This window comes from Shewanella indica (genome assembly GCF_002836975.1).
Taxonomy (GTDB): Bacteria; Pseudomonadota; Gammaproteobacteria; order Enterobacterales; family Shewanellaceae; genus Shewanella; species Shewanella indica.
This window is the reverse complement of record NZ_NIJK01000028.1, coordinates 37,613-58,342: the sequence shown is the minus strand read 5'-3', so window position 1 is coordinate 58,342 and position 20,730 is coordinate 37,613. Positions and strand designations below refer to the sequence as shown.

At 49.5% G+C, this 20,730-nt stretch carries 17 protein-coding genes; 11 read left to right on the top strand and 6 right to left on the bottom strand.

Going from position 1 to position 20,730, the window contains the following annotated elements:
• The first annotated feature begins 284 nt into the window (after positions 1–284).
• Both CX650_RS08960 and CX650_RS08955 read left to right on the top strand, forming a co-directional pair.
• Positions 285–728, top strand: a complete 444-nt coding sequence (locus CX650_RS08960; RefSeq protein ID WP_101095614.1) for a sialidase family protein — start codon at positions 285–287, stop codon at positions 726–728.
• 38 nt (positions 729–766) lie between these two features.
• Positions 767–1,756 carry a transposase gene (locus CX650_RS08955; RefSeq protein WP_101095613.1) on the top strand — a complete coding sequence of 330 codons (990 nt, stop codon included), beginning with the start codon at positions 767–769 and terminating at the stop codon, positions 1,754–1,756.
• A gap of 680 nt (positions 1,757–2,436) precedes the next feature.
• Here the strand turns inward: CX650_RS08955 and CX650_RS08945 are convergent.
• The 6 genes from CX650_RS08945 to dinG form a co-directional block, all read right to left on the bottom strand.
• Positions 2,437–2,727 (bottom strand): late competence development ComFB family protein, encoded by a 291-nt coding sequence (locus CX650_RS08945; RefSeq protein WP_039036194.1) that lies wholly within the window; start codon positions 2,725–2,727, stop codon positions 2,437–2,439.
• Positions 2,728–2,790: 63 nt separating this feature from the next.
• Positions 2,791–3,696 (bottom strand): histone deacetylase family protein, encoded by a 906-nt coding sequence (locus CX650_RS08940; protein WP_071476155.1) that lies wholly within the window; start codon positions 3,694–3,696, stop codon positions 2,791–2,793.
• A 3-nt stretch (positions 3,697–3,699) separates the two neighbouring features.
• A complete protein-coding gene (locus CX650_RS08935; protein ID WP_071476156.1) occupies positions 3,700–4,395 on the bottom strand; it encodes a DUF2057 domain-containing protein in 696 nt (231 codons plus the stop codon).
• A gap of 9 nt (positions 4,396–4,404) precedes the next feature.
• Positions 4,405–5,067, bottom strand: a complete 663-nt coding sequence (locus CX650_RS08930; protein WP_039035593.1) for a primosomal replication protein — start codon at positions 5,065–5,067, stop codon at positions 4,405–4,407.
• Positions 5,064–5,837 carry a TSUP family transporter gene (locus tag CX650_RS08925; RefSeq protein ID WP_039035594.1) on the bottom strand — a complete coding sequence of 258 codons (774 nt, stop codon included), beginning with the start codon at positions 5,835–5,837 and terminating at the stop codon, positions 5,064–5,066. Before CX650_RS08925 ends, CX650_RS08930 begins: the two co-directional genes overlap by 4 nt.
• Before the next feature lie 21 nt (positions 5,838–5,858).
• Positions 5,859–7,931 (bottom strand): ATP-dependent DNA helicase DinG, encoded by a 2,073-nt coding sequence (dinG, locus tag CX650_RS08920; protein ID WP_039035595.1) that lies wholly within the window; start codon positions 7,929–7,931, stop codon positions 5,859–5,861.
• Positions 7,932–8,017: 86 nt separating this feature from the next.
• On the opposite strand from dinG, the gene CX650_RS08915 reads away from it, so the two are divergent.
• The 9 genes from CX650_RS08915 (at position 8,018) to CX650_RS08875 (ending at position 20,612) form a co-directional block, all read left to right on the top strand.
• Positions 8,018–10,387, top strand: coding sequence for a DNA polymerase II (locus CX650_RS08915; RefSeq protein WP_101095612.1), 2,370 nt, complete (start codon positions 8,018–8,020; stop codon positions 10,385–10,387).
• Between the two features lie 214 nt (positions 10,388–10,601).
• Positions 10,602–11,810, top strand: a complete 1,209-nt coding sequence (locus tag CX650_RS08910; RefSeq protein WP_039035597.1) for a porin — start codon at positions 10,602–10,604, stop codon at positions 11,808–11,810.
• Positions 11,811–12,228: 418 nt separating this feature from the next.
• Positions 12,229–14,982: a TonB-dependent receptor gene (locus CX650_RS08905; RefSeq protein WP_101053414.1), complete on the top strand. Its 2,754-nt coding sequence runs from the start codon at positions 12,229–12,231 to the stop codon at positions 14,980–14,982.
• A gap of 673 nt (positions 14,983–15,655) precedes the next feature.
• Positions 15,656–16,438: a DUF3450 domain-containing protein gene (locus CX650_RS08900; RefSeq protein WP_039035598.1), complete on the top strand. Its 783-nt coding sequence runs from the start codon at positions 15,656–15,658 to the stop codon at positions 16,436–16,438.
• Positions 16,438–17,793, top strand: coding sequence for a MotA/TolQ/ExbB proton channel family protein (locus tag CX650_RS08895; RefSeq protein WP_039035599.1), 1,356 nt, complete (start codon positions 16,438–16,440; stop codon positions 17,791–17,793). The genes CX650_RS08900 and CX650_RS08895 overlap by 1 nt, the downstream gene beginning before the upstream one ends.
• Positions 17,793–18,320, top strand: coding sequence for a MotA/TolQ/ExbB proton channel family protein (locus tag CX650_RS08890; protein ID WP_082014355.1), 528 nt, complete (start codon positions 17,793–17,795; stop codon positions 18,318–18,320). The genes CX650_RS08895 and CX650_RS08890 overlap by 1 nt, the downstream gene beginning before the upstream one ends.
• A gap of 13 nt (positions 18,321–18,333) precedes the next feature.
• Complete coding sequence (locus CX650_RS08885) at positions 18,334–18,738, top strand: ExbD/TolR family protein (RefSeq protein WP_025011238.1); 405 nt, start codon at positions 18,334–18,336, stop codon at positions 18,736–18,738.
• 1 nt (position 18,739) lies between these two features.
• Entirely contained in the window at positions 18,740–19,360 is a 621-nt protein-coding gene (locus CX650_RS08880; protein WP_039035600.1) for an energy transducer TonB, read from the top strand.
• 1 nt (position 19,361) lies between these two features.
• The gene (locus CX650_RS08875) at positions 19,362–20,612 is read left to right on the top strand and encodes a tetratricopeptide repeat protein (RefSeq protein ID WP_039035601.1); all 1,251 of its coding nucleotides are present in this window, start codon (positions 19,362–19,364) and stop codon (positions 20,610–20,612) included.
• The last annotated feature ends 118 nt before the right edge of the window (positions 20,613–20,730 follow it).

Genomic DNA, 20,730 nt, shown 5'->3' with positions numbered 1-20,730 from the left:
CGTGCGTTAAAAATGAGTAAAAACAAGTATCCCATTAAGCCTAAGAAAAATGCCGTTCACACTAAGTGAACGGCATTACGCCGCGGCGGCCTTTTTTGTTGCTCGTTTTCTTAGCTTTTTGCCACTGTTTCTCGCTGCTTTTTTGCCATAGTTTTTGCGTAGTTTTTGCCATAGCTTTTTACCAAAGTTTTTTGCCATCACTTTTTACCGTAAAAAGTTCACTTACCTTGGCGCAGTTCAGTCATGGTATAAGATAAAGGAACAGCAACTCAGGGAGCCAAGGCATGCAGCTGATCTCACACACAAAAATTTGGGACCAAGGCGAACACAACGCCTTTTGCGATCTATGCCGCTGGCAGGGGGCGCTCTACTGCGTCTTTCGGGAGGGCCAAGCCCATGTGTCTGATGATGGTGCGCTGAGAGTGCTTAAATCCAGCGACGATGGCCAAAGCTGGCAGGCCGAGGCGCTTATTCAAAGTGAGCTTGGCGATCTGCGTGACGGCAAATTGCTCGCCCATGCCGGCCGTTTATGGCTTTTTGGCGCAGCCTCCAAACATGGCAAGGCGCCGCTGCAGTCTTTGATGTGGCACTCGCTGGATGGCATCAACTGGTCGGCCCCCGAAAAAGTCGCCGATACCGTATACTGGCTCTGGCGGGTGACCGAGGCCGAAGATAAACAGAATACAGGACAGCCATATCTTTTTGATGTTTCGCCCAGCCTTGACTAGGCTTTGAAATACCCATCAAAGCTCAGTCGAGGTTGGTTATGACCACTGCCCGTCGCCAGTTGATAGATGCTGAAAGTACGCCCTTTTACCACGTGATTAACCGTTGCGTGAGAAGGGCATTTTTGTGTGGTGAAGATGCACTGTCGGGGCGCAGTTACGAGCATAGACGTGGCTGGATAGTGGATAAAATCAGGCAGTTGTCGTCAATATTCTGCATCGACGTTTGCGCTTATGCGGTCATGAGTAATCACTACCATTTGGTGCTCAAAATCGACCTTGCAGCGCAACATTCGTTGTCGCCATTTGAAGTCATCGAGCGTTGGACATTGCTTTTTAGTGGTAATCCTGTGGCGGCAAAGTTCCTCAAGGGCGATAGTCTCTCAGAAGGTGAGCGAATACTGCTGGATTCGCTGATTAGCGATTGGCAGGAACGCCTTGGCAGTATCAGTTGGTTTATGCGCTGTTTAAACGAAGATATCGCCCGCAAGGCCAATCGAGAAGATGGTTGCAAGGGCGTATTCTGGGAAGGGCGCTTTAAGTCACAGGCGCTGCTCGATGAACAGGCGCTGCTGGCCTGCATGATGTACGTGGATTTAAATCCCATTCGCGCAGGTATTGCAGATTCGCTGCAAACTTCTGATTACACATCCATTCAGGAGCGCATAGAAGAAGTTGCTGAGCCAGCAACTGCTAACACTTCACTTAAGCCGCTGCTGCAATTTGATGGTGCAGCCACTGCCACCGAACAAAGCGGTATCCCATTTCACTTTGCCGACTATCTGGAGCTGATTGATTGGACAGGCCGGGCGGTGCGGGAAGACAAGCGTGGCTATATTGCCTGTTCGAGGCCCAAACTGCTGCTTGAGCTTGGTATCAGTGACGATGCCTGGATAACTTCCGCCAAGGAGTTTCGCCGTCAGTACAGTGGCATGAGTGGCCGATGGGATGCAATGTGTGCCATGAAGGCCAAATATGGCGGTAAATGGTGCCGGGGTAAGCAACAAAGCCAAGCAATACATCCCCATTAACCTTAACCCCTTGGTGATTTTGCATAAACAGGCTTAAGCCTGCCGTTGGCCTGCCTGGCAATCGCAGTTCTTGCATGAAGCACGCAGATTACTCGTTTCAGAGAGTCTACTTCTAATAATTCATCGTCATTTATAAGAGATTGAGACCGCTAGGTATGCTTCCAGGTGGTCCGTAAAATGTTTAGGATGTCCTGATTTTTTTTCTGCCAAGGAGTTTCGCCGTCAGTACAGTGGCGTGAGTGGTCGATGGGATGCAATGTGTGCCATGAAGGCCAAATATGGTGGTAAATGGTGCCGGGGTAAGCAACAAAGCCAAGCAATACATCCCCATTAACCTTAAACCCTTGGTGATTTTGCAGCAACAGGCTTAAGTCTGCTGCAAGCACGCCTGGCAACCGCTGTTTTTGTATGAAGCACGCAGATTACTCGTCTCAGAGAGTCTACTTCGAATAATTCATCGTCATTTATAAGAGATTGAGACCGCAAGGTATGCTTCCAGGTGGTCCGTAAAATGTTTAGGATGTCCTGATTTTTTATGATGATACTTTTATCGGGTTAATAGCTGGCCCGGAGCGATGGTGGAAATGTACTTTCCAGAAGCACAGTTCGCAAGAGATATAAGCTCTCTTGGTGAGCCCTGGATTCAGGAAATGCACCTTCCTTGATTGCAGATGCCTGTGTTACCCCTGCGCTTGCTGATCGGTTTCCAGTTTCGGGGGTAGTTTGGATTTCAAAAACGCCCGTGACTTCTCTAATGCCTGGTAGATTTCGTTGCGCATTCTATCTTGTTCTTGATAGTCGCCGTAGAAATAGGTGTCCACCAGATGGTGAATGTAGCGCACTGGTAGTTGATTGAGCGTGATACAAGCCAGATCGGCCACATAGTCGGTTGGCAGCTCATCCATCAACCCCTCTTCAGCGAGGATTTCCATTAACATCACTTCGTAGTAGTTGCGGATTTCCAGCTGCATAGGTGACGCTCCCAAAGTTCTTTGCTGTGTTCGGTTTGGTTGGTAACAATTGGTTCGTAGCCTTTAGCGATACAGCGTAGTCGCGGCGCGAAATAATTGACTGTGTCTGAGTGTTAATTGTAGAGGGTCTTTGCAGTATCCGCCTCCCGTGACACAGGCTATTGGTATTGCCGCTTCTCTGGCATGACCCAATACGCTCATATCCCGCCGGGATATGCCCTCAAGGCTGAGCCGCAACAAGCCGAGTTCATCTTCAGCATGTACATCGACTCCGGCGTCATAAAGAATGAGATCCGGTCTATGAGTCAAGATCAGCAAAGGCAGTATCTGCTCCAGCGTTGAGAGGTACTCGTCATCACCAGCGCCGTTTTCAAGCTCGATATCATAGTGAGAGTCTGCCTTCCGGGTAGGGAAGTTTTGCCGGCAGTGTATTGAGCAGCTGATGATGTTCGCATCGCCGGCTGTCATGGTGGCTGTGCCGTCACCTTGATGGACGTCGCAGTCGATAATCAGAACCTTGTCTGCCAGCCCTTGGTTTATCATGCGTCTGGCACTGTAGACTAGATCGTTGAAAACACAGTAACCGCTGCCAAAGTCCTGGTGAGCGTGATGGTAACCGCCGCTGATATGCAGCGCTATGCCGTGCTCAAGTGCTTTTCGTGCCGCAAGCTCGGTGCCTGCGACCGAGTGCAGTGTCCGAGCCAGCAGATGCTCGCTCCAGGGAAACCCTATGCGGCGCATTGCCTTGGGATCTAGTTGGTTGTGAATAAACCCGGCAACATATTGAGGACAATGCACAGAGGCAAGAGCGATTTGTTTTACAGGTTTTGGGGAGCAGAGGCTAAATTGCCCGGAAAAAGGAGTTTGGCACAGATACTCAAACAGGCGTTGATATTTGCTGATGGGAAATCTGTGCCGGGATGGTAACGCCAGTTTGGAGTAGCTGGCGTGATACACCAAAGGGATCATTTATCAGAGCTGTTTGATGGCCCAGCTCATGAACTCTTTGCGAGTTGCTTCATCGGCCTGTAACCACCAGTATTGCAGCATTTGCTGGGCATGGGCGGCACTGTCACCCCCTTGGCTACCGGCCTTGGAAGCCGCTGGCATTGTCATGGCACTGACAGGTGATGGCTGGGATACAGGTGCCACAGGTTGGTTGGCGGCCATGTTGCCTGAGGTTACGGCTGCAGCAGCGGTTTCAACATCTGGCCCCTTGTTGCCATTGAATAGCTGTGACAGGAAACTGGTTTCTTTCAGTTGAGTCAGTTCCACCTGGTAGTTGACCTGGCCCTTATCGGCGCGGGTAATGACGACCTTGGGAGTTTTGGCAAACTCTTTGGGCTTCTTGACGTAGTCACCATCGGCAGGCTTAAGGATGTACTCGTTGTCGCCTTCGGCTTTCAGGGTCAGAATGAAAGGAGAAGATTTAACGAAGCTCTGACTGTCGGAAAACTCATCATCGACCATGTCATGATAACGAATAGCAATCTTGTGGACACCTTCGGATAGTGCCAGCTCAGATTTGTGGTTGAAGTTGCTGGTTTCAATTTCTTTGCCATCCAGAGCCAGATATTCAAAAGACATAGGGATGGTCAGATTGGCCGCAAATACCGAGGAAGTGCTGAGCAGGGCCAGTATGGCCGAGGCGGTCAAGCGTAGTTTCATTGTTGCTCCTTAACGATTGTAACTCTGATGCGGACGTTCGAATGCCTGAATGCGATCTTCAATATAGCTGATCGCCTGCCTGCACTTACCGAGGCGGCGATGCATCAAAAGGATGTCATTCTGGACGGGGATTTTGTCAGTACTATGACAGTTTTCAAGCTTTGATTGCAATTGTTCAATCTTTTGTTCTATTTTTTTGGCCCAGTTCAGATGTTTGTTCAGCTCTTCGTACAATTGATGGCTGTTTTGCATAACACCCGCGGCTATCCAGCCAAAACCACTTTCCTGGTGTCGGCGGCCCTGACGTTGTTGGTAGCTTTGCCGCTTACTGGTCTGCTGCAGCTTTTGGATCCTGGCGTTGAGACCTGTGGTTCCCAAGGCCCGTTTCAGGGCGACAAACCTGTCCTGAATGCGTTCGCAGCTTAAGGCGATAGTGTGTTGGGCCAACTGATGGCGTAACTGTTTTTCCAACTGATCTATGCTCTTGTGCAGCTGTTCCACACAGGGATAGAGTTGGGCACCATGCTGAATAAACAACTCGCTGTTGAAGCGTTCAGTATCCTGCAGTAGTTTGCGCTGTGCCGCTGGCAAAGAGGCATCATGTTGCAGCACTTCTTGCTCCAACTGCCTGAGCTGTTCCCGCAGACGTTGTACCAGTTGATTGGTGTTCAAAACCAGGCACTCCAGGCTAGATTAGCGGCGATAAGTACCACAATAGCAATAAAGAGTGGCCTGATAAACGGCATTCCGAAGCGGATAGCCGAGTGGGCGCCGATATAAGAACCCAGCATCATACACAAGCCCATCACCACGCCTACCAAAAGGTGCACTTTACCTAGCAGCAAGAAAATCATCAATGCCGTGATATTGCTGACAAAAGTCATTGCCCTTGCCAAGGCACTGCTGTGCAGGAAGGGCAGGCGGTACAGCGCGGTCGAGCTGACGGCCCAAAAGGCGCCAATGCCCGGGCCGGCAAAGCCGTCGTAGGCGCCAAGCCCCAGCCCTTGAAGTATCTGTTTATGCTTGGCCGGCGTTTCGGTGACGGGTTTACATTGGCTGCAGCCCATGGCTCCGGGTGAAAACAGCGAATAGAACGCGATGGCGATAATAAGCAGTGGCAGAATTTTTTCCAGCCAACGGGTGTCGATGAGATAAACGGCAATACTGCCGATAACGGCGCCTATGGCAGTAGCAATAAAGGCGAACAGCCAGAACTTGGGGGTCAGCAACTGCTTGCGGTAATAGGTAAATGCCGCCATGGAGGAGCCGAAGCAGGCAGCCAGTTTATTGGTCCCCAGCGCCAGATGAGGTGGCATGCCCACTGTCAGCAAGGCGGGAATGGACAGTAGACCGCCACCACCGACTACGGCATCAATAAATCCGGCCAGCAGGCCGACTGCGGCCAATATGGCCCAACTGCTGGGTTCGAGCAGAATATCCACTTTACATCCTGATTGAGCGCATCATTCGATAACGCGACGGTAAGGCGGCAGGGCATCAAGCAGCGACGACCCGTATCTTTTGGTTACCAAACGCCTGTCTAATATGGTTATTCGGCCATAGTCCTGCTCTTTTCGCAACAGGCGGCCGCAACTCTGGATGAGTTTCCGTGACGCATCCGGAATAGTCAATTGTAAAAACGGGTTACCGCCTTTCATTTTGACATATTCTGCGTGGGCCTGCTCTACCGGCGAGGTTGGCACGGCAAACGGCAGCTTGGTTACTATCAGGTTAGTCAGGTAGTCGCCGGGAAGGTCGAGACCCTCGGAAAAACTGCCGGTACCAAAGATAATGCTGGGCTCACCTTTGTCACATTTTTGCTTATGTTGCTCGAGCAAGTGCTGGCGTGGGGCACTGCCCTGGATCAGCGGTTCGGATACCAATTTGTTGCGCAGTAAATCGGCTACCTTTTCCATCTGCCAGTAGGAGGCAAACAGCACCAGAGTGGCCATTTCACCCTCTACCAACTGCTTTATCTGGCTGGCGAGTTCTTCTGTGTAGGCGTCTTCGGTTGGCTCGGTGCGCATTTTCGGCAGGTAGAGAGTGGCGTTGTTCTCAAAATCGAAAGGCGACTGCAGCGCCAGGTAGCGACTGCCATCATTGAGTGACAGGCCAACCTGATAGGCAAAATGCTCAAAGCGGTTCAGCGCTCTGAGGGTGGCGCTACATAGCACGACACCGGCAGCTTTTTCCCACAACATATGTTCCAGCATATAGCCGACTTCGATTGGCGATGCACTGAAAAGGTAGTCCTGCTGCTTGCCGCTGAGGGCTTCAATCCAGCGGGCGGTGGGGGCACCTTTGGGGCTGTCCTCCTTGGCCATCATTTTCCAGAGCTTTTGCAGGTTTTCCAGGCGCTGCATCATAAAGCCGGTTTCACTCAATAGGGCTTCGGCCTGATGCCTTGGTAATTCACCATCCTTGACGCTTTCGCTGAGGATAGCCTGCATCTTATTGAATTGCTTGAGGGCATCGTTGGAGGCCGTGGCCAAGTTTTCTGCCTGAATCAACAGGGCGTCCGGCAGCTTGCCATGTTCGAACCGCAGGCGGTTTTCCGGGTTGGCAAAGAGTTTGGGCTGGGTATCACAGTAGTGGGCAACCTGATTCAGCAGGCCGGTTAATTCTTCGATGCGATCCAGCATCGCCTGCGCCGGGGCAATAATATTGTTGCTCTTTATTTGGTTTTGCAGTTTGGCCGTGGTCTTGCTGACTTTCTCCAGCCAATCACAGGCCCCTCTGAGCGTAGCCTGGGCGCTGGAGAAATCCCTGGCTACATTCGGCAGGTGATGGGCTTCGTCGATAACGTAATAGACTTCTTCCGGATCCGGCAGAATCACACCGCCACCCAGTTCAAGGTCGGCCAGTAACAAACTATGGTTGGCAATAAGCACATCCCAGGTATCAATATCTTCGCGGGCCTTGTGGAAGGGGCAGTGGCTGTGACTGGCCAGTTGGCGATGACAGCTGTGTTTGTCACAGGCTATCTGTTGCCACAGGTGGTCCGGCAGCGGCGTTTTGAGGGTATCAAGTTCACCATTCCAGCGGCCATCCTGATAGTCTTTGAGCAAAGCCTGCAACTGCTCAACCTGTGAGGTATCCGGCTTGGTTTGCCACATGGCCATCTGGCTGCCGTTGCCGTCACCTACCAACATCTCAAGCTTGGCCAGGCACACGTAACGCTGGCGCCCTTTGACCAGACCGTAACGGAAATTGAGTTTGGAGTGTTGCAGAAAAAACGGCAGATCTTTATGCAGCAACTGCTCCTGCAGCGCCACAGTGGCGGTGGCGATACAGACTTTTTTCTTGCTGGCCAGCGCCAGAGGTATGGTTCCCAGAATATAGGCCAGGGATTTACCTATACCTGTGCCCGCTTCAATCACCATGATGCGCCGCTGCTTGTCGTATTCACCGGCAAGTGTCTTGGAGATCTCCGCCACCATATAATTCTGCTCCCGGCGGGAACGGAAGTTGGGCAGTGCGGAGGCAATGTCCTTGTAGATCTCGCGGATCTGGGTCTTTACATGGGCTGCTAGCATGAGACTCGGTTCTGGAAAATTATCCTGTATATAATACCAGTAATTTCTTATGCTAATAAACCTCTAAAACACGATTGTCCCGACTCATGCCCCAAAACACGCCGCAAACCCTGAAAGGCCGTATTCTTACCCGTCATCTGGTTCAGAGAGACGAGGGGTTATGCCTGCAATACTATCTGGCCACCGAGCAGGGGCCTGTGTTGGTTGAGGTGCCGGGACAGGAGCAGATTTGCTTTGCCAAAGAGAAGGATGCGGCGGCTTTATGTCAAAGTTTAAGCCAGGTACGGACCCAGCCGCTGGCGCTGAGAAACTTCGCTAAAGAGAAGGTTGCGGCGCTTTACAGTCGCAGTCGGCAACAGATGCGGTTACTGCAAAAGCAGGCCCAGGATCAGGGAATGCCCTTGTATGAAGCCGATCTTAAACCCCAGCAGCGTTTCTTGATTGAGCGCTTTATTGCGCTCGATGCCGAGTTTTACGGTTATTTCAGCGAGGAAAGCGGCGCACTGACACGGTTTGTTGCCAGCCGCGCCAGGAAAGCCTCGCTGAACAATGTAGGTTTGGCTGTTATTTCCCTCGATCTTGAATGCAGCATGCAGGGCGAGCTCTATTCCGTCGGACTCTACGGTCGTGACCGCAATGGAGCACTGTTTCAGCGCGTGTACATGATAGGTCAAGCCCAGGACGGGCCAGACTATATCCACTGGGTCAGGGATGAAGCAGCCTTGTTGCAGGCTTTGATTGACTGGTTTTGTCTCTGGGACCCGGACATTATCATAGGTTGGTCGGTTGTCAATTTTGACCTGGCACTGCTGAGCCGACGCTACGCCCATCATGGTATTGAAGCACGGCTTGGGCGCGGAGGCGTGCCCATGTCCTGGTTGGTGGAAGGCAAGTATCGGCCGGAAACCCTCTCTTTGCCCGGGAGAGTGGTATTGGACGGCATAGACTGGCTCAAGGCCGCCTTCTATCAGTTTGAGCGCTATTCGCTCGAGTTTGTCTCCCGCGCACTCTTGAGTGAGGGCAAGGCGATAGATCAAGTTGAAGATCGCGGCCAAGAGATAAGCCAGCTCTTTCAAGAGGATAAATTGGCCTTGGCCCACTACAATCTGACCGATTGCCGTCTGGTGCTGGATATTTTCGATAAAACCGATCTATTGAATTTTGCCCTGGCCCGGGCGCAGCTGACCGGGTTGGAGTTTGGCCGGGTAGGGGCTTCGGTGGCGGCGTTCAATCATCTCTACCTGCCACACTTGCACCGCGGTGGATTTGTGGCGCCGGCAGCACCGGCCAGTGATGGCCTGGAAAGCCCCGGCGGCTATGTGATGGACTCCATTCCGGGCCTTTACCGGGACATCCTGGTACTGGACTTCAAGAGTCTATACCCTTCTATTATTCGCACTTTTTTGATCGATCCCATGGGGTTGGTACAGGGTATGGGTGAGCCCGAAGCCGAGACAGTACCCGGCTTTCTCGGGGCCAGATTCAGCCGCAAACAAGCTATCTTGCCAACGCTTATCGCCAAGTTGGCCCAAGAGCGGGAAAGTGCCAAGGCCCAAGCCAATGCGCCTTTGTCTCAGGCAATCAAGATCATCATGAATTCGCTTTATGGGGTGCTGGGGTCTCGGGGCTGTGTGTTTCACGATGCCCGGTTGGCAAGCTCAATTACTATGCGCGGTCATGAGATAATGCAGCAGACCAAACGTTGGATTGAGGACGAAGGCATGAGTGTCATCTATGGCGACACAGATTCCACATTTGTTTGGCTGGGACAACAGCATGACATCACAGAGCCGCAAGCCTTCGGCAGAGAGTTGGCCGCCAGGATAACCGCCAAGTGGCAACAGCATTTGGCGGATGATTTTCAGTTGCAAAGTCATTTGGAACTCGAGTTTGAGCGTCATTATGAACAGTTTCTGATGCCCACTCTCAGGGATTCAGAAGAAGGCTCCAAAAAGCGCTATGTCGGTGCCAGTCGCAATAGTCAAGGTCAATTGGATATTATTTTCAAAGGCATGGAGCAGGTTCGCAGTGATTGGAGTCCTCTGGCCAGACGGATTCAATACGAGCTGTACCGGCGTATGTTCAATGGCTTGGATGTGGTGGGCTTTCTGGCTACGGAAATAGAAGCGCTTAAACGCGGCGATTATGATAACGAGCTTATTTTCTCCAAGCGACTAAGGCGTAAATTGGATGCTTATCAGGCCAAGGCGTCACCCCATGTCAAGGCGGCCAGACAATTGTTGGAGCAGACCTGTGATCCGCGTTATGGTCGTTTGGGCACCCGGATAGACTACCTGATCACAATCAATGGCCCCGAAGCTGTTTCCCTCAGACGTTCAGCCATTGATTATAACTACTATATTGAAAGACAAATCAAGCCGATAGCCGATCCAATACTTTCTATAATGAAAGAAAGTTTTACCTCTATCAGCACGGGACAGTTGAGTTTAATCTAATACCAAAATTGTTTCAAAAAGCTAACAAAGTTAATGGTTGGTTTTATTTCTGGATTTTTACGGCCTTTATGGTTTTTTTTAAGGCAAAAGTAATAAAAAATGTGATTTTTGTCTTTGCCGCTTTACTGAGCTTTTGCTAATCTTCGCTCCCCTTGGAAGGAAATAAAACAACGGAATGGGGTAGGCAGACTGAAAACACTTAAGGTTACAACAAATGAACAAGACTCTCATCGCATCCGTCCTGGCAGGACTCTTGGCCGTTCCATCGGTTCAAGCTATTGAAATCTACAAAGATCAGAAAAATGCAGTCTCAATCGGCGGTTTCGTTGATGTCCGAGTAATCAATACTCAGGGTGAAACGGAAGTTGTCAATGGTGCTTCCAGGATTAATTTTGGTTTTAGCCGTGAGTTAACCCACGGTTGGAACACATTTGCCAAATTGGAATGGGGCGTGAACCCTGTTGGCAGCAGCGACATTGTTTATAACAACCGCTTCGAATCGGTGCAGGATGAGTTCTTCTACAACCGTCTGGGCTATGCAGGCATTAGCCATGATAAATATGGCACTATTACTATTGGTAAACAATGGGGTGCTTGGTATGACGTGGTATACAACACTAACTACGGTTTTGTATGGGATGGTAATGCTGCTGGTGTATACACTTTCAACAAAGACGATGGCGCGGTAAACGGTGTTGGTCGTGGTGATAAAGTCGTTCAATACCGTAACAGCATCGGAGATGTGAGCTTTGCGGTCCAGGCACAATTAAAAAATAGCAGTTTCTATACCTGCGACATCGAAAACATCACTGAGAGTGCCTGTGAAGCAGAATGGAATGCAGGTAAGAAAGAAGCGCAACAAGTTACTTACGATTACACCTATGGTGCATCTTTGACCTACAAGGCTACTGATAAATTCAGCTTAATGGCGGGTGTTAACCGTGGTGAGTTTGATGTGGTCTATGGTACAGGTGAGCAAAAAACAGCTGTTGATTTAATCTATGGTGTGGGCGCGACTTGGGGTGATTTTGACCAGAATGGCTTATATGTTGCCGCAAACGTTCACAAAGAAGAAAACCATGATACTGATAACATCGGCCGCTTGATTAAAGATGCCTATGGTGTTGAAACTTTAGTTTCTTACAAGTTTGATAATGGTCTACGTTCTTTTGTGTCTTATAACATTCTGGATGCAGGGAAAGACTACGTTATTCAACCAAACTTTAATGCCGATCCTAACGATGTGTTCAAGCGTCAGTTTGTGGTTGTAGGTTTACACTTTGTTTGGGATCTGAATACGGTTCTCTATGTTGAAGCACGTAAAGATTACAGCGACTTTACCAGTGCCGACAAAGCGCAAGAAGCCAGAATGTCATTATCAGAGGATGATGGCATCGCTATTGGTATTCGTTACACCCTTTGATTGTTAATAGAACTGTTTAAAAAAGCGCCGAAAGGCGCTTTTTTATTGGAAAAAAAAGTGTTGGCACAGCTTACCAGAAAGAGATGTGTAACGGGTTTGTTACGTTTGGGTGAGTGGGGACGGGTTTTGATAAACTCCATTTACTTCATGGTCTTACATAACGATATTCTGGTTAAGATAAGCTGTTACTGCTGTAAGAGACACTATATTCATACTCAATGAAATAATCTTATCTCTCTTTTGTTGTTGGTTTTATGTGCAATATTAATGTTTCAAATGTTGATAAAATGTTTGTTATGTGATTTTATTTGCGTGAAATTGTTGCTGGTCACTCGTGTATACCTGCAAACAACTAAAGGATCCGGACAAAGCATTTGGATCCGTTACCAAGACACAAGATGTCGAAAGGGAGATAAGTATGTATAAGAATAATTCGTTAACCAACGCAGTGCGTCTGGCATTGGTTGGTGGTGTTGCAGCGACTGCTTTTAGCGCTCCAACCGTTTTGGCGGCCGAAGAAGGTGCTGACAATGTAGAGCGTATTCAGGTTACAGGCTCTCGTATCAAGCGCACCGATATGGAAACCGCAAGCCCTGTCAGTGTGATCGATGCTTCATCTATCATAGCGTCAGGCGCAGTGAATATTGACGACGTTCTGCAAAAAATGACCTCAGCCGGTGGTGCCATGACCAACGCCGGTATCAACAATGGCTCAGGCGGTAACTCGCGCATTAACTTGCGTGGTTTGGGTGATAACCGCACTCTGGTTCTGGTGAATGGTCGCCGTATGATTGCATCCGGTACCGGTGCGGCATCTTCTGTTGACCTTAACACCATTCCGGTATCTATGATCCAGCGTGTCGAAGTACTGAAAGATGGCGCTTCTGCCATTTATGGTACCGATGCGATTGCCGGTGTGGTTAACATCATTCTGAAAAGAGATTTCGACGGCTTTGAAATCAACGTTCAAACAGGCCTTTCCGGTGAAGGTGACGCTGACGAGTCCAGCATCGACATGACACTGGGTAACACCTTTGAGAAAGGTAATGTCGTTGTTAATGCTCAATACACCAAGCGTGGTGATGCCAGCCAGGCTGACCGTGATTTCTCAAAGTGCCCCATTGCGGAGACAGGTCCAAAGGGTGAGCGTAGCCTGTACTGCGGCGGTAGTAGCTATTCTCAAGGCGGTCACATCTGGGGTGACAACAACTTTGGTATCGTGGGCACAGGACCAGAAGGCGCTTATGCCATAGGTGACAAGGGCTACTATGGTGAATATGTTGATAACGGTGAGGGCAAGCCTAAGTTCCAATACTTTGATGGCATGTCTGAGGCGGATCTGAGCGGCTTGGGTGGAACTTATCATGAGTTCAGCGATGCCGACAGATACAACTACGCCAAGGACAGTTACCTGTCGACGCCAATGGAGCGTTTGAACCTGTCCATGGCGGGTACTTATGAACTGACCGAATCGATTCGTTTCTTCACCGAAGCCATGTACTCCAAGCGCTGGTCCAATCAGCAGATGGCGCCTCAGCCAATCTGGAACAACTCTGCTTGGGTTTACAATCCTAAGTCAGCCGGTGGCTGGATGACCGATGAACTGCTGCCTTGGGTTCAACCCGGTGAAGCACTGGCTTATGGCCGTCGCATGGTTGAGTCCGGTACCCGTGACTTTGACCAAGTAGTAGACACTATTCGTATCGTTGTCGGCTTGGAAGGTGAGTTTGAAAACGGCTGGACCTGGGATGCTTCTTACAACAAAGGTAAGAACGACTCAACCGATACTCTGGCTAACCTGCACAACTTGGGCTCCATCAACGCTGCGGTTCTTGAGGGCACTTTCGATCCTTTCCTGCAATCATCATGGGAAGGTGAGAGCATCAAGCCATACATATATACCGAAGTGAACAGCGGTGGCAGCGAGTTGGATATTATTGCAGCGACTCTGTCCGGAGATTTGTTTGAACTGCCTGCCGGTATAATGGGCTTTGCAGCGGGTTACGAGCATCGTAAAGAGGCTGCTCATTATACTCCGGATTCCCTGACTTCCCAGGGCTTGGCAAACGATCCTCGCGTAGAGCCAACCTCCGGTGACTTCAGTGTTAATGAATTTTACGCAGAATTGGCAATCCCACTGCTGAGTGAGCTGCCTTTGGCGCAGCAAGTGGATCTGAGCGCCGCTATGCGTTACTTCGATTACAGCACTTTCGGTGATGATACTACCTGGAAACTGGGTCTGACCTGGCGTGTTTATGATGACCTGATGATCCGCGGTGGTATGTCCACAGCCTTCCGTGCCCCAACTGTATATGAACTGTATGGTGGTAAGTCACCATCATTCGAGCAGATAGTTCACCCTGCTACCGATCAGGATCAGGCTGAAGTGACTGTTGGTGGTAACGAAATGCTGACTCCTGAAGAAGCTGATATCACTACTCTGGGTCTGGTGTATTCACCAAGCTTTGTAGAAGGTCTGTCTCTGACCGTCGATTACTATGACATCGAGATCTCCAACACTATCACTTCAGTTGACAACAACTATATTGCCAACCAGTGTCTGGATGCCGGTGGTAACAAGATCAACACAGGCACTGCGCTGTGTCAGTCTTCCAACATTGAACTCGACAATAGCGGTCGTATCAAGTTCGACAACGGTTTGCAGAACATAGGAGCTACCAATACCTCAGGTTACGACATCAACGTTGCCTACGTATTCGATGCCTTCGGTCTGGACTGGAAGGCCGGCTGGGACAGCTCTATCCTGAGTGAGTATGAAGAGTTTGACCCGGATGGTAATGCAGTTGACTATCGTGGCTATATTACAGGTGGCGTGGGTGCTTATGCCAAGTTTAAGAGCAACCTGAACATTACCGCTGCCGGTGATGATTGGACTGTCACTTATGAAGCTCGCTACATCGACGGTATGGACTCGTTTGCTTGTAAGAAAAATGATGGCAGCTGCTACGCGCCTTCAGTAGACAGCGTGGTTTACCATGACCTGTCAGGTTCTTACGATATCACCGACCGCATCCGTGTATCCGGCGGTGTTAACAACTTGTTTGACAAAGAGCCTCCGTACTACACTGGTAATAACGACTCGAATACCGACCCTTATACCTATGATATGTTGGGCCGCTACTTCTTCGTTCGTGCCAGCATGAAGTTCTAATGACACACTTCATCTTTGGATGAATTAAGTTAGCTTCAAAGAATGAACCCCGGGATGATACCCGGGGTTTTTGTTTTTCATACTACATATAGGTAGCGGATCCATCCAAACTCACAAAACACTATTACGTAACAACTGGAATAAGCCCCGGTTGCCAATTGATTCTTTGACCAGTGAATAGGGCGAATGAGTTTGTAGCGAAACTGGCTTCCCCTGGATGGTAATCGTTTGGAAAAAGTGGATTGCCATCGGTCTGCAGAATTGATTCCTTCGAAGATTTATAAAATATAACGCACAGTCTTATGCTTTTTAATTATAAATAAATCATAAGGTTAAATATTAGCTTGTGCTGTTTTTACGGTTATTCTTGGTTCAGGAAGGCGACACATATTTGATCACTAAATGTAAAAAAAAGCCATTGATGATTAATCACACAGTTAGCCTTAGTTTCCAGCGTTTTCGTCTCATTTCAAATGTTGACACAGGTCAACATTTTGTGAAATGATGCCAGCGGGTCTATGCCTTCAGGGGCATAGAAAAGGGAAGATAAAAAACTAACAATCACAAGAGAAAGACATACTTGATAGCATCATCTGCCGTTGAAATAGGGATATTCGGGGCGCTGTTGCTGAAAAGTTAAACCTTTTTAATCACTTCAAATTGGTTGGGAACTATGTCCAAGGTAAGCAATAGAACAAAAATCGCTTCTGCGCTTGTTGGCGCGCTGGCACTCGCCAGCAGCAACTTAGTCGTTGCAGATCCTCTTACCGACGCGCAAAAAGCCGCGGGTCGTCTGCAGTCAGACGCCGTTGCGTCACAGAAGAAGATCGATAAGTATTTTGACCAGGCTCAAGATATGCTTTTCGAATATTCCGCCGTTGCTGACGAGCGTGAATCTCTCAAAGCCTACAATGATTATTTGGCTGGGCTGGTCGCTGACCAGGAAGCCACAATGAAATCCATTCAGGACGATATCAATGGCGTAGACAAACTGCGTCAAGGTGTTGTTCCTTTGATGTTTAAAATGGTTGATGCCCTGGAGCAGTTCGTGGCTCTGGATCTGCCATTCAAATCTGAAGACCGTGCACAGCGCGTTAAAAACCTCAAAGACCTGCTTAACACTGCCGAAGTGACTCTGGCTGAAAAGTTCCGTTTGATCCTGGATGCTTACAGCATCGAGCGTGAGTACGGCAGCTTTGTTGACGTTGAAACCGGTAAGCTGAACCTTGATGGTAAAGAAGTGCTGGTTGATTTCTTCCGCTTGGGCCGCGTAGCTCTGTATGCTCAGAGCCTGGACCAGAAGACTGCCTGGATGTACAACTCTGAAACCAAGGGTTGGGATAAGCTGGATGACAGCTATCTGCGTGACATCACTAAGGGTATTCGTATCGCCCGTAAACAAGGGGCTCTGGATCTGTTCGCACTACCAATTCCAGCTGCGGAGGCTGCACAATAATGAAAAAGCTAATCACTACCGCCGTCGTTGCTGCCAGTTTCTCACTGTCTGCCGGTATGGCCAGTGCCGCAGAGGCGCCTAAGACGATTGATCAACTGCTGCAGCAAGTTAAAGTTGAACGTGCCGCTCAAGGCAAAATCAATGCTAAGCGTGAACAAGAGTTCCAAGCTGAGCGTGGCGACAAGGCCGCCCTGCTGAAGCGTGAAAAAGATGCGCTGGCAGCTGAAACTCAACGTGGTAAAGACCTGAACCAGGCCTTCCTCGATAACGAGCGTAAAATTGCTCAACTTGAAGAAGACCTGAAAACCGCTCAGGGCGACTTGGGTGAAATGTTCGGTGTAGTTAAAGGCGAAGCTGGCGATTTCGCCGGTAAGCTGATCAACTCCAACGTCAGTGCCCAGTATCCAGGACGTGACAAGTTCGTTCAGGACCTGGGTGCCCGTAAGCAACTACCTAAGATTGAAGAGCTGGAACGCTTCTGGGAAGAGCAACTTTTCGAAATGGCCGAATCCGGCAAAGTCGTTAAGTTTGAAGGTTCTGTAACTGACATTGATGGTAACGTGAACAACACCACCATCTATCGTGTCGGTGCTTTTAACCTGTTGGCTGATAACAAGTATGTGGTTCTGAACCACGAGCTGGGTCTGATCCAGGAGCTGTCTCAGCAGCCGGAAGGTTATCAGGTTAAGCCTATCGCTGACTTCGAAAAAGCCACTTCAGGTACAGCCAAGCTGTATGTTGACCCTGCCCGCGGTACTCTGCTGAACATCTTCACTCAGAAGGCCAGCTTCCAAGACCGTATTGAGGCCGGTGGTACCATTGGTTACATCATCATCGCCTTGCTGGCTCTGGGTCTGCTGATCTCGCTGGAGCGTCTGGTGACTCTGACTGTTATCGGTGCCCGTGTTAAGTCTCAGGCCAAGAATGTTGCCAACCCAGGTAACAACGCTCTGGGCCGTGTACTGAAAGTGTACCAAGAGAACAAAGATGTTGACGTTGAGACTCTGGAGTTGAAACTGGATGAAGCCATCCTGAAAGAAACACCAGCGCTGGAAACGCGTATCTCCATCATCAAAGTATTGGCGGCTATCGCTCCTATGATGGGTCTGCTGGGTACCGTAACCGGTATGATTGCAACCTTCCAGAGCATCCAGTTGTTCGGTACGGGTGATCCAAAACTGATGGCCGGTGGTATCTCTATGGCACTGGTAACGACAGTACAGGGTCTGATTGCGGCTCTGCCACTGATGCTGTGTCATGCTATTGTTGTGGCTCGCAGTAAGTCTATTGTTCAAATCCTTGAAGAGCAAAGTGCCGGTATTATTGCTGAACACGCAGAGAAGAGGGCTGACTAATGATGCTATACCTGATGGACATTTGGGATTCCGTCAGGGGCTTCATGGCCTCCGGAGGCGACGTCCTCTGGCTTGTAGCGGCGGTGCTGTTTCTCATGTGGGTATTGATGCTTGAAAGATTCTGGTATCTGAACTGGGTATCACCTAAGAATCATAAAGAGATCATTACTGCATGGAATGCCAGGGAGGAAACCACCTCCTGGTATGCACACCGTATCCGTGAAGCTTGGGTATCCCAAGCGAAGCAAGATATGAATGCACGTATGCTGATCATCAAAACATTGGTAGCCATCTGTCCTATGATAGGTCTGCTGGGTACTGTGACAGGTATGATTTCAGTGTTCGATGTTATGGCAGTTCAGGGGACGAGTAATGCTCGTCTGATGGCAGCTGGTATTTCTATGGCCACTATGCCTACTATGGCTGGTATGGTCGCGGCATTGTCCGGGGTGTTCTTCAGCACTCGTTTGGACGCCAAGATGAAAATCAGCTTGGAAAAGCTGAAAGACAGCCTGCCACACCACTAGAGAGAGATTGAACATGGCACGTAAGAAGCATTCCAGTGTAGAAGAGGAAGCACAGATCGATATGACCCCGATGCTCGACATCGTGTTCATCATGCTGATCTTCTTCATTGTGACCACCTCGTTTGTGAAGCCATCCGGTTTGGACTACAACAAACCCAAGGCGTCCACAGCGACTTCAAAACCTTCGGCGAACATCTTTATCGGCGTCAGTAAAACAGGCGTAATTATGATGGAAAACCGTCAGGTTGATATTGAACGAGTAACAGCTAACGTAGAACGTATGTTGGCAGAGGCACCAGAAGCCGCCGTTCTGATCCAGGCAGACAAAGAAGCCCAACACGGCTTGGTTGTTAAAGTACTGGATCAGGTGAAGGCTGCTGGTATTGATAAGGTCTCGGTATCTGCGGGGAACGACTGATATGTTAAGAGCACTAGTATCTATCATTATTGGTGCTGCTGTGACTTTTGGTCTGTTCTGGTTTATGGCATTCCTGGTCGGAGGTGGCGCTCAACGTGGCGACACCTCAACCGAAACGCCAGTTATCGAGATCACAATGGACAAGCAGGATTCGAAGGCACAGAAGAAACCAAGGGTGACACCTAAGCCACCCCCACCACCAGAGCAGCCACCGAAGCCAGCGGAAACGCCACCGGATAGCTCTTCTGATATTGATACCAATATGGCATTCAATATGGGTGGAGTAGAAGCAGGCGGTCCAAGCACAGGCTTTAAGCTGGGCAACATGATGACCCGCGACGGTGATGCAACACCTATAGTGCGGATTGAACCTCAGTATCCCATTGCTGCGGCGCGTGACGGTAAAGAAGGTTGGGTACAACTGCGCTTTACCATCAACGAACTCGGTGGTGTTGATGATGTTGAAGTTATCCAGGCTGAACCAAGAAGGATCTTTGATCGTGAAGCGGTTCGTGCACTGAAGAAGTGGAAGTACAAGCCGAAGATTGTTGACGGTAAGCCGATGAAGCAACCCGGTATGACAGTTCAGCTGGACTTCACCCTGAACCAAGGAGACAGATAAGATGCAAAAAGTGAATAAGCTTGCTGCAGCCATGCTGTTGACTTTGTCAGGCAGTGCAGTACTGATGGCGCCAATCGCCCAGGCCGCTGAGAAGTGTCCTATCGACCAGCGTCAGGCGAAGGCGGTGGGTCAAACTGCTGCCAAAAAGGTGCAGAGATCCTTTGAAGCCTATCAGGACGGTAATCTGGACGAAGCAATCGCAGTATTGCTGGAAGCCAACGCCCGTAATGACTTCGACAAGGCCTATATTGCCCGTATGCTGGGTAACTTCTACGCTGAAAAAGGTCAGATGGGCACTTCCATCAAGTACCTTAAGCAGGCAGTAGAAGCCGATATCCTCGGTGGAACCGACCACAGTGCAACTCTTAAGTTGTATGCGGATCTGCTGCTGCAGGAGAAGAAGTTTAAAGAAGCTATCACCTACTACAACAAGTGGATGGACTTCTCCTGTAAGCAAGATCCTGTGGTCTACCGCCGTATCGGTATTGCTTATACAGAACTGAAAGACTATCCAAACGTGCTGAAAACAGCGGACAAAGGTTTGTCATTGGCCGAAACGCCCGACAAGAACCTGTACCAGCTTAAGTTCCAGGCTTACTTCAACCTCAAGCAGTACAAGAAGGCGGTTGGTGTTCTGGAAACTATGGTACCCCTGTTTCAGGATGATAAGCGTCTTTGGGTTCAGTTGGCTCAGCTCTATCTGCTGACCGAGGACTTCGACAAGGCTACAGTGACATACGATCTGGCCTATCAGAACGGTTTCCTGGAAACTGCTGATAACATCACTCGTTTGTCGCAACTGTTGGCGTCCAAAGGTTCCGCTTATCGTGGTGCGGTGATTTTCGAGAAGCACATGAAACAAGGGCTTATCGAAAAAAGTGAGAAAAACCTGTCTATGTTGGCCGGTTTCTTCCACAACGCCAAGGAGCTGAAGAAGGCCGCGGCCTATTATGGTCAAGCTGCTGCTGTCGGTAATGATGGTAAGTTGTACCTGAAACAAGGTCGTTTGCTGGCTTTGGATCAGCAGTTCAAGGAAGCGATTCCAGTATTCAAGCAAGCGCTGGATGCCGGGCTCGAAAACCCTGGTGAAGCTCAGTTTGAGCTGGCACTGGCCTACCTGAACCTGAAAGACTATAAGTCGGCTTACCGCCGTGCTGAATTGGCCTCAAAAGATTCCAAGACAGCACGTAGCGCCACTAGCTACCTGTCATACATAAAAGAGAAAGCGCGGATCCATAACGTTTCACTTTAATGCGATGTCAGCCAAATGAAGCCCCGTAAGGGGCTTCATTTTTTTGGTTCATTGCGGATCTGCGGCGAACGCCACTTTGATTTTCAAAACGCCACTCTGACTTCGAAAAAAATTAGGC

Coding starts and splice junctions, on each gene's coding strand:
- CX650_RS08960 (WP_101095614.1), top strand. CDS start 285: ATGCAGCTGATCTCACACACAAAAATTTGGGACCAAGGCGAACACAAC.
- CX650_RS08955 (WP_101095613.1), top strand. CDS start 767: ATGACCACTGCCCGTCGCCAGTTGATAGATGCTGAAAGTACGCCCTTT.
- CX650_RS08945 (WP_039036194.1), bottom strand. CDS start 2,727: ATGCAGCTGGAAATCCGCAACTACTACGAAGTGATGTTAATGGAAATC.
- CX650_RS08940 (WP_071476155.1), bottom strand. CDS start 3,696: ATGATCCCTTTGGTGTATCACGCCAGCTACTCCAAACTGGCGTTACCA.
- CX650_RS08935 (WP_071476156.1), bottom strand. CDS start 4,395: ATGAAACTACGCTTGACCGCCTCGGCCATACTGGCCCTGCTCAGCACT.
- dinG (WP_039035595.1), bottom strand. CDS start 7,931: ATGCTAGCAGCCCATGTAAAGACCCAGATCCGCGAGATCTACAAGGAC.
- CX650_RS08915 (WP_101095612.1), top strand. CDS start 8,018: ATGCCCCAAAACACGCCGCAAACCCTGAAAGGCCGTATTCTTACCCGT.
- CX650_RS08910 (WP_039035597.1), top strand. CDS start 10,602: ATGAACAAGACTCTCATCGCATCCGTCCTGGCAGGACTCTTGGCCGTT.
- CX650_RS08905 (WP_101053414.1), top strand. CDS start 12,229: ATGTATAAGAATAATTCGTTAACCAACGCAGTGCGTCTGGCATTGGTT.
- CX650_RS08900 (WP_039035598.1), top strand. CDS start 15,656: ATGTCCAAGGTAAGCAATAGAACAAAAATCGCTTCTGCGCTTGTTGGC.
- CX650_RS08895 (WP_039035599.1), top strand. CDS start 16,438: ATGAAAAAGCTAATCACTACCGCCGTCGTTGCTGCCAGTTTCTCACTG.
- CX650_RS08890 (WP_082014355.1), top strand. CDS start 17,793: ATGATGCTATACCTGATGGACATTTGGGATTCCGTCAGGGGCTTCATG.
- CX650_RS08885 (WP_025011238.1), top strand. CDS start 18,334: ATGGCACGTAAGAAGCATTCCAGTGTAGAAGAGGAAGCACAGATCGAT.
- CX650_RS08880 (WP_039035600.1), top strand. CDS start 18,740: ATGTTAAGAGCACTAGTATCTATCATTATTGGTGCTGCTGTGACTTTT.
- CX650_RS08875 (WP_039035601.1), top strand. CDS start 19,362: ATGCAAAAAGTGAATAAGCTTGCTGCAGCCATGCTGTTGACTTTGTCA.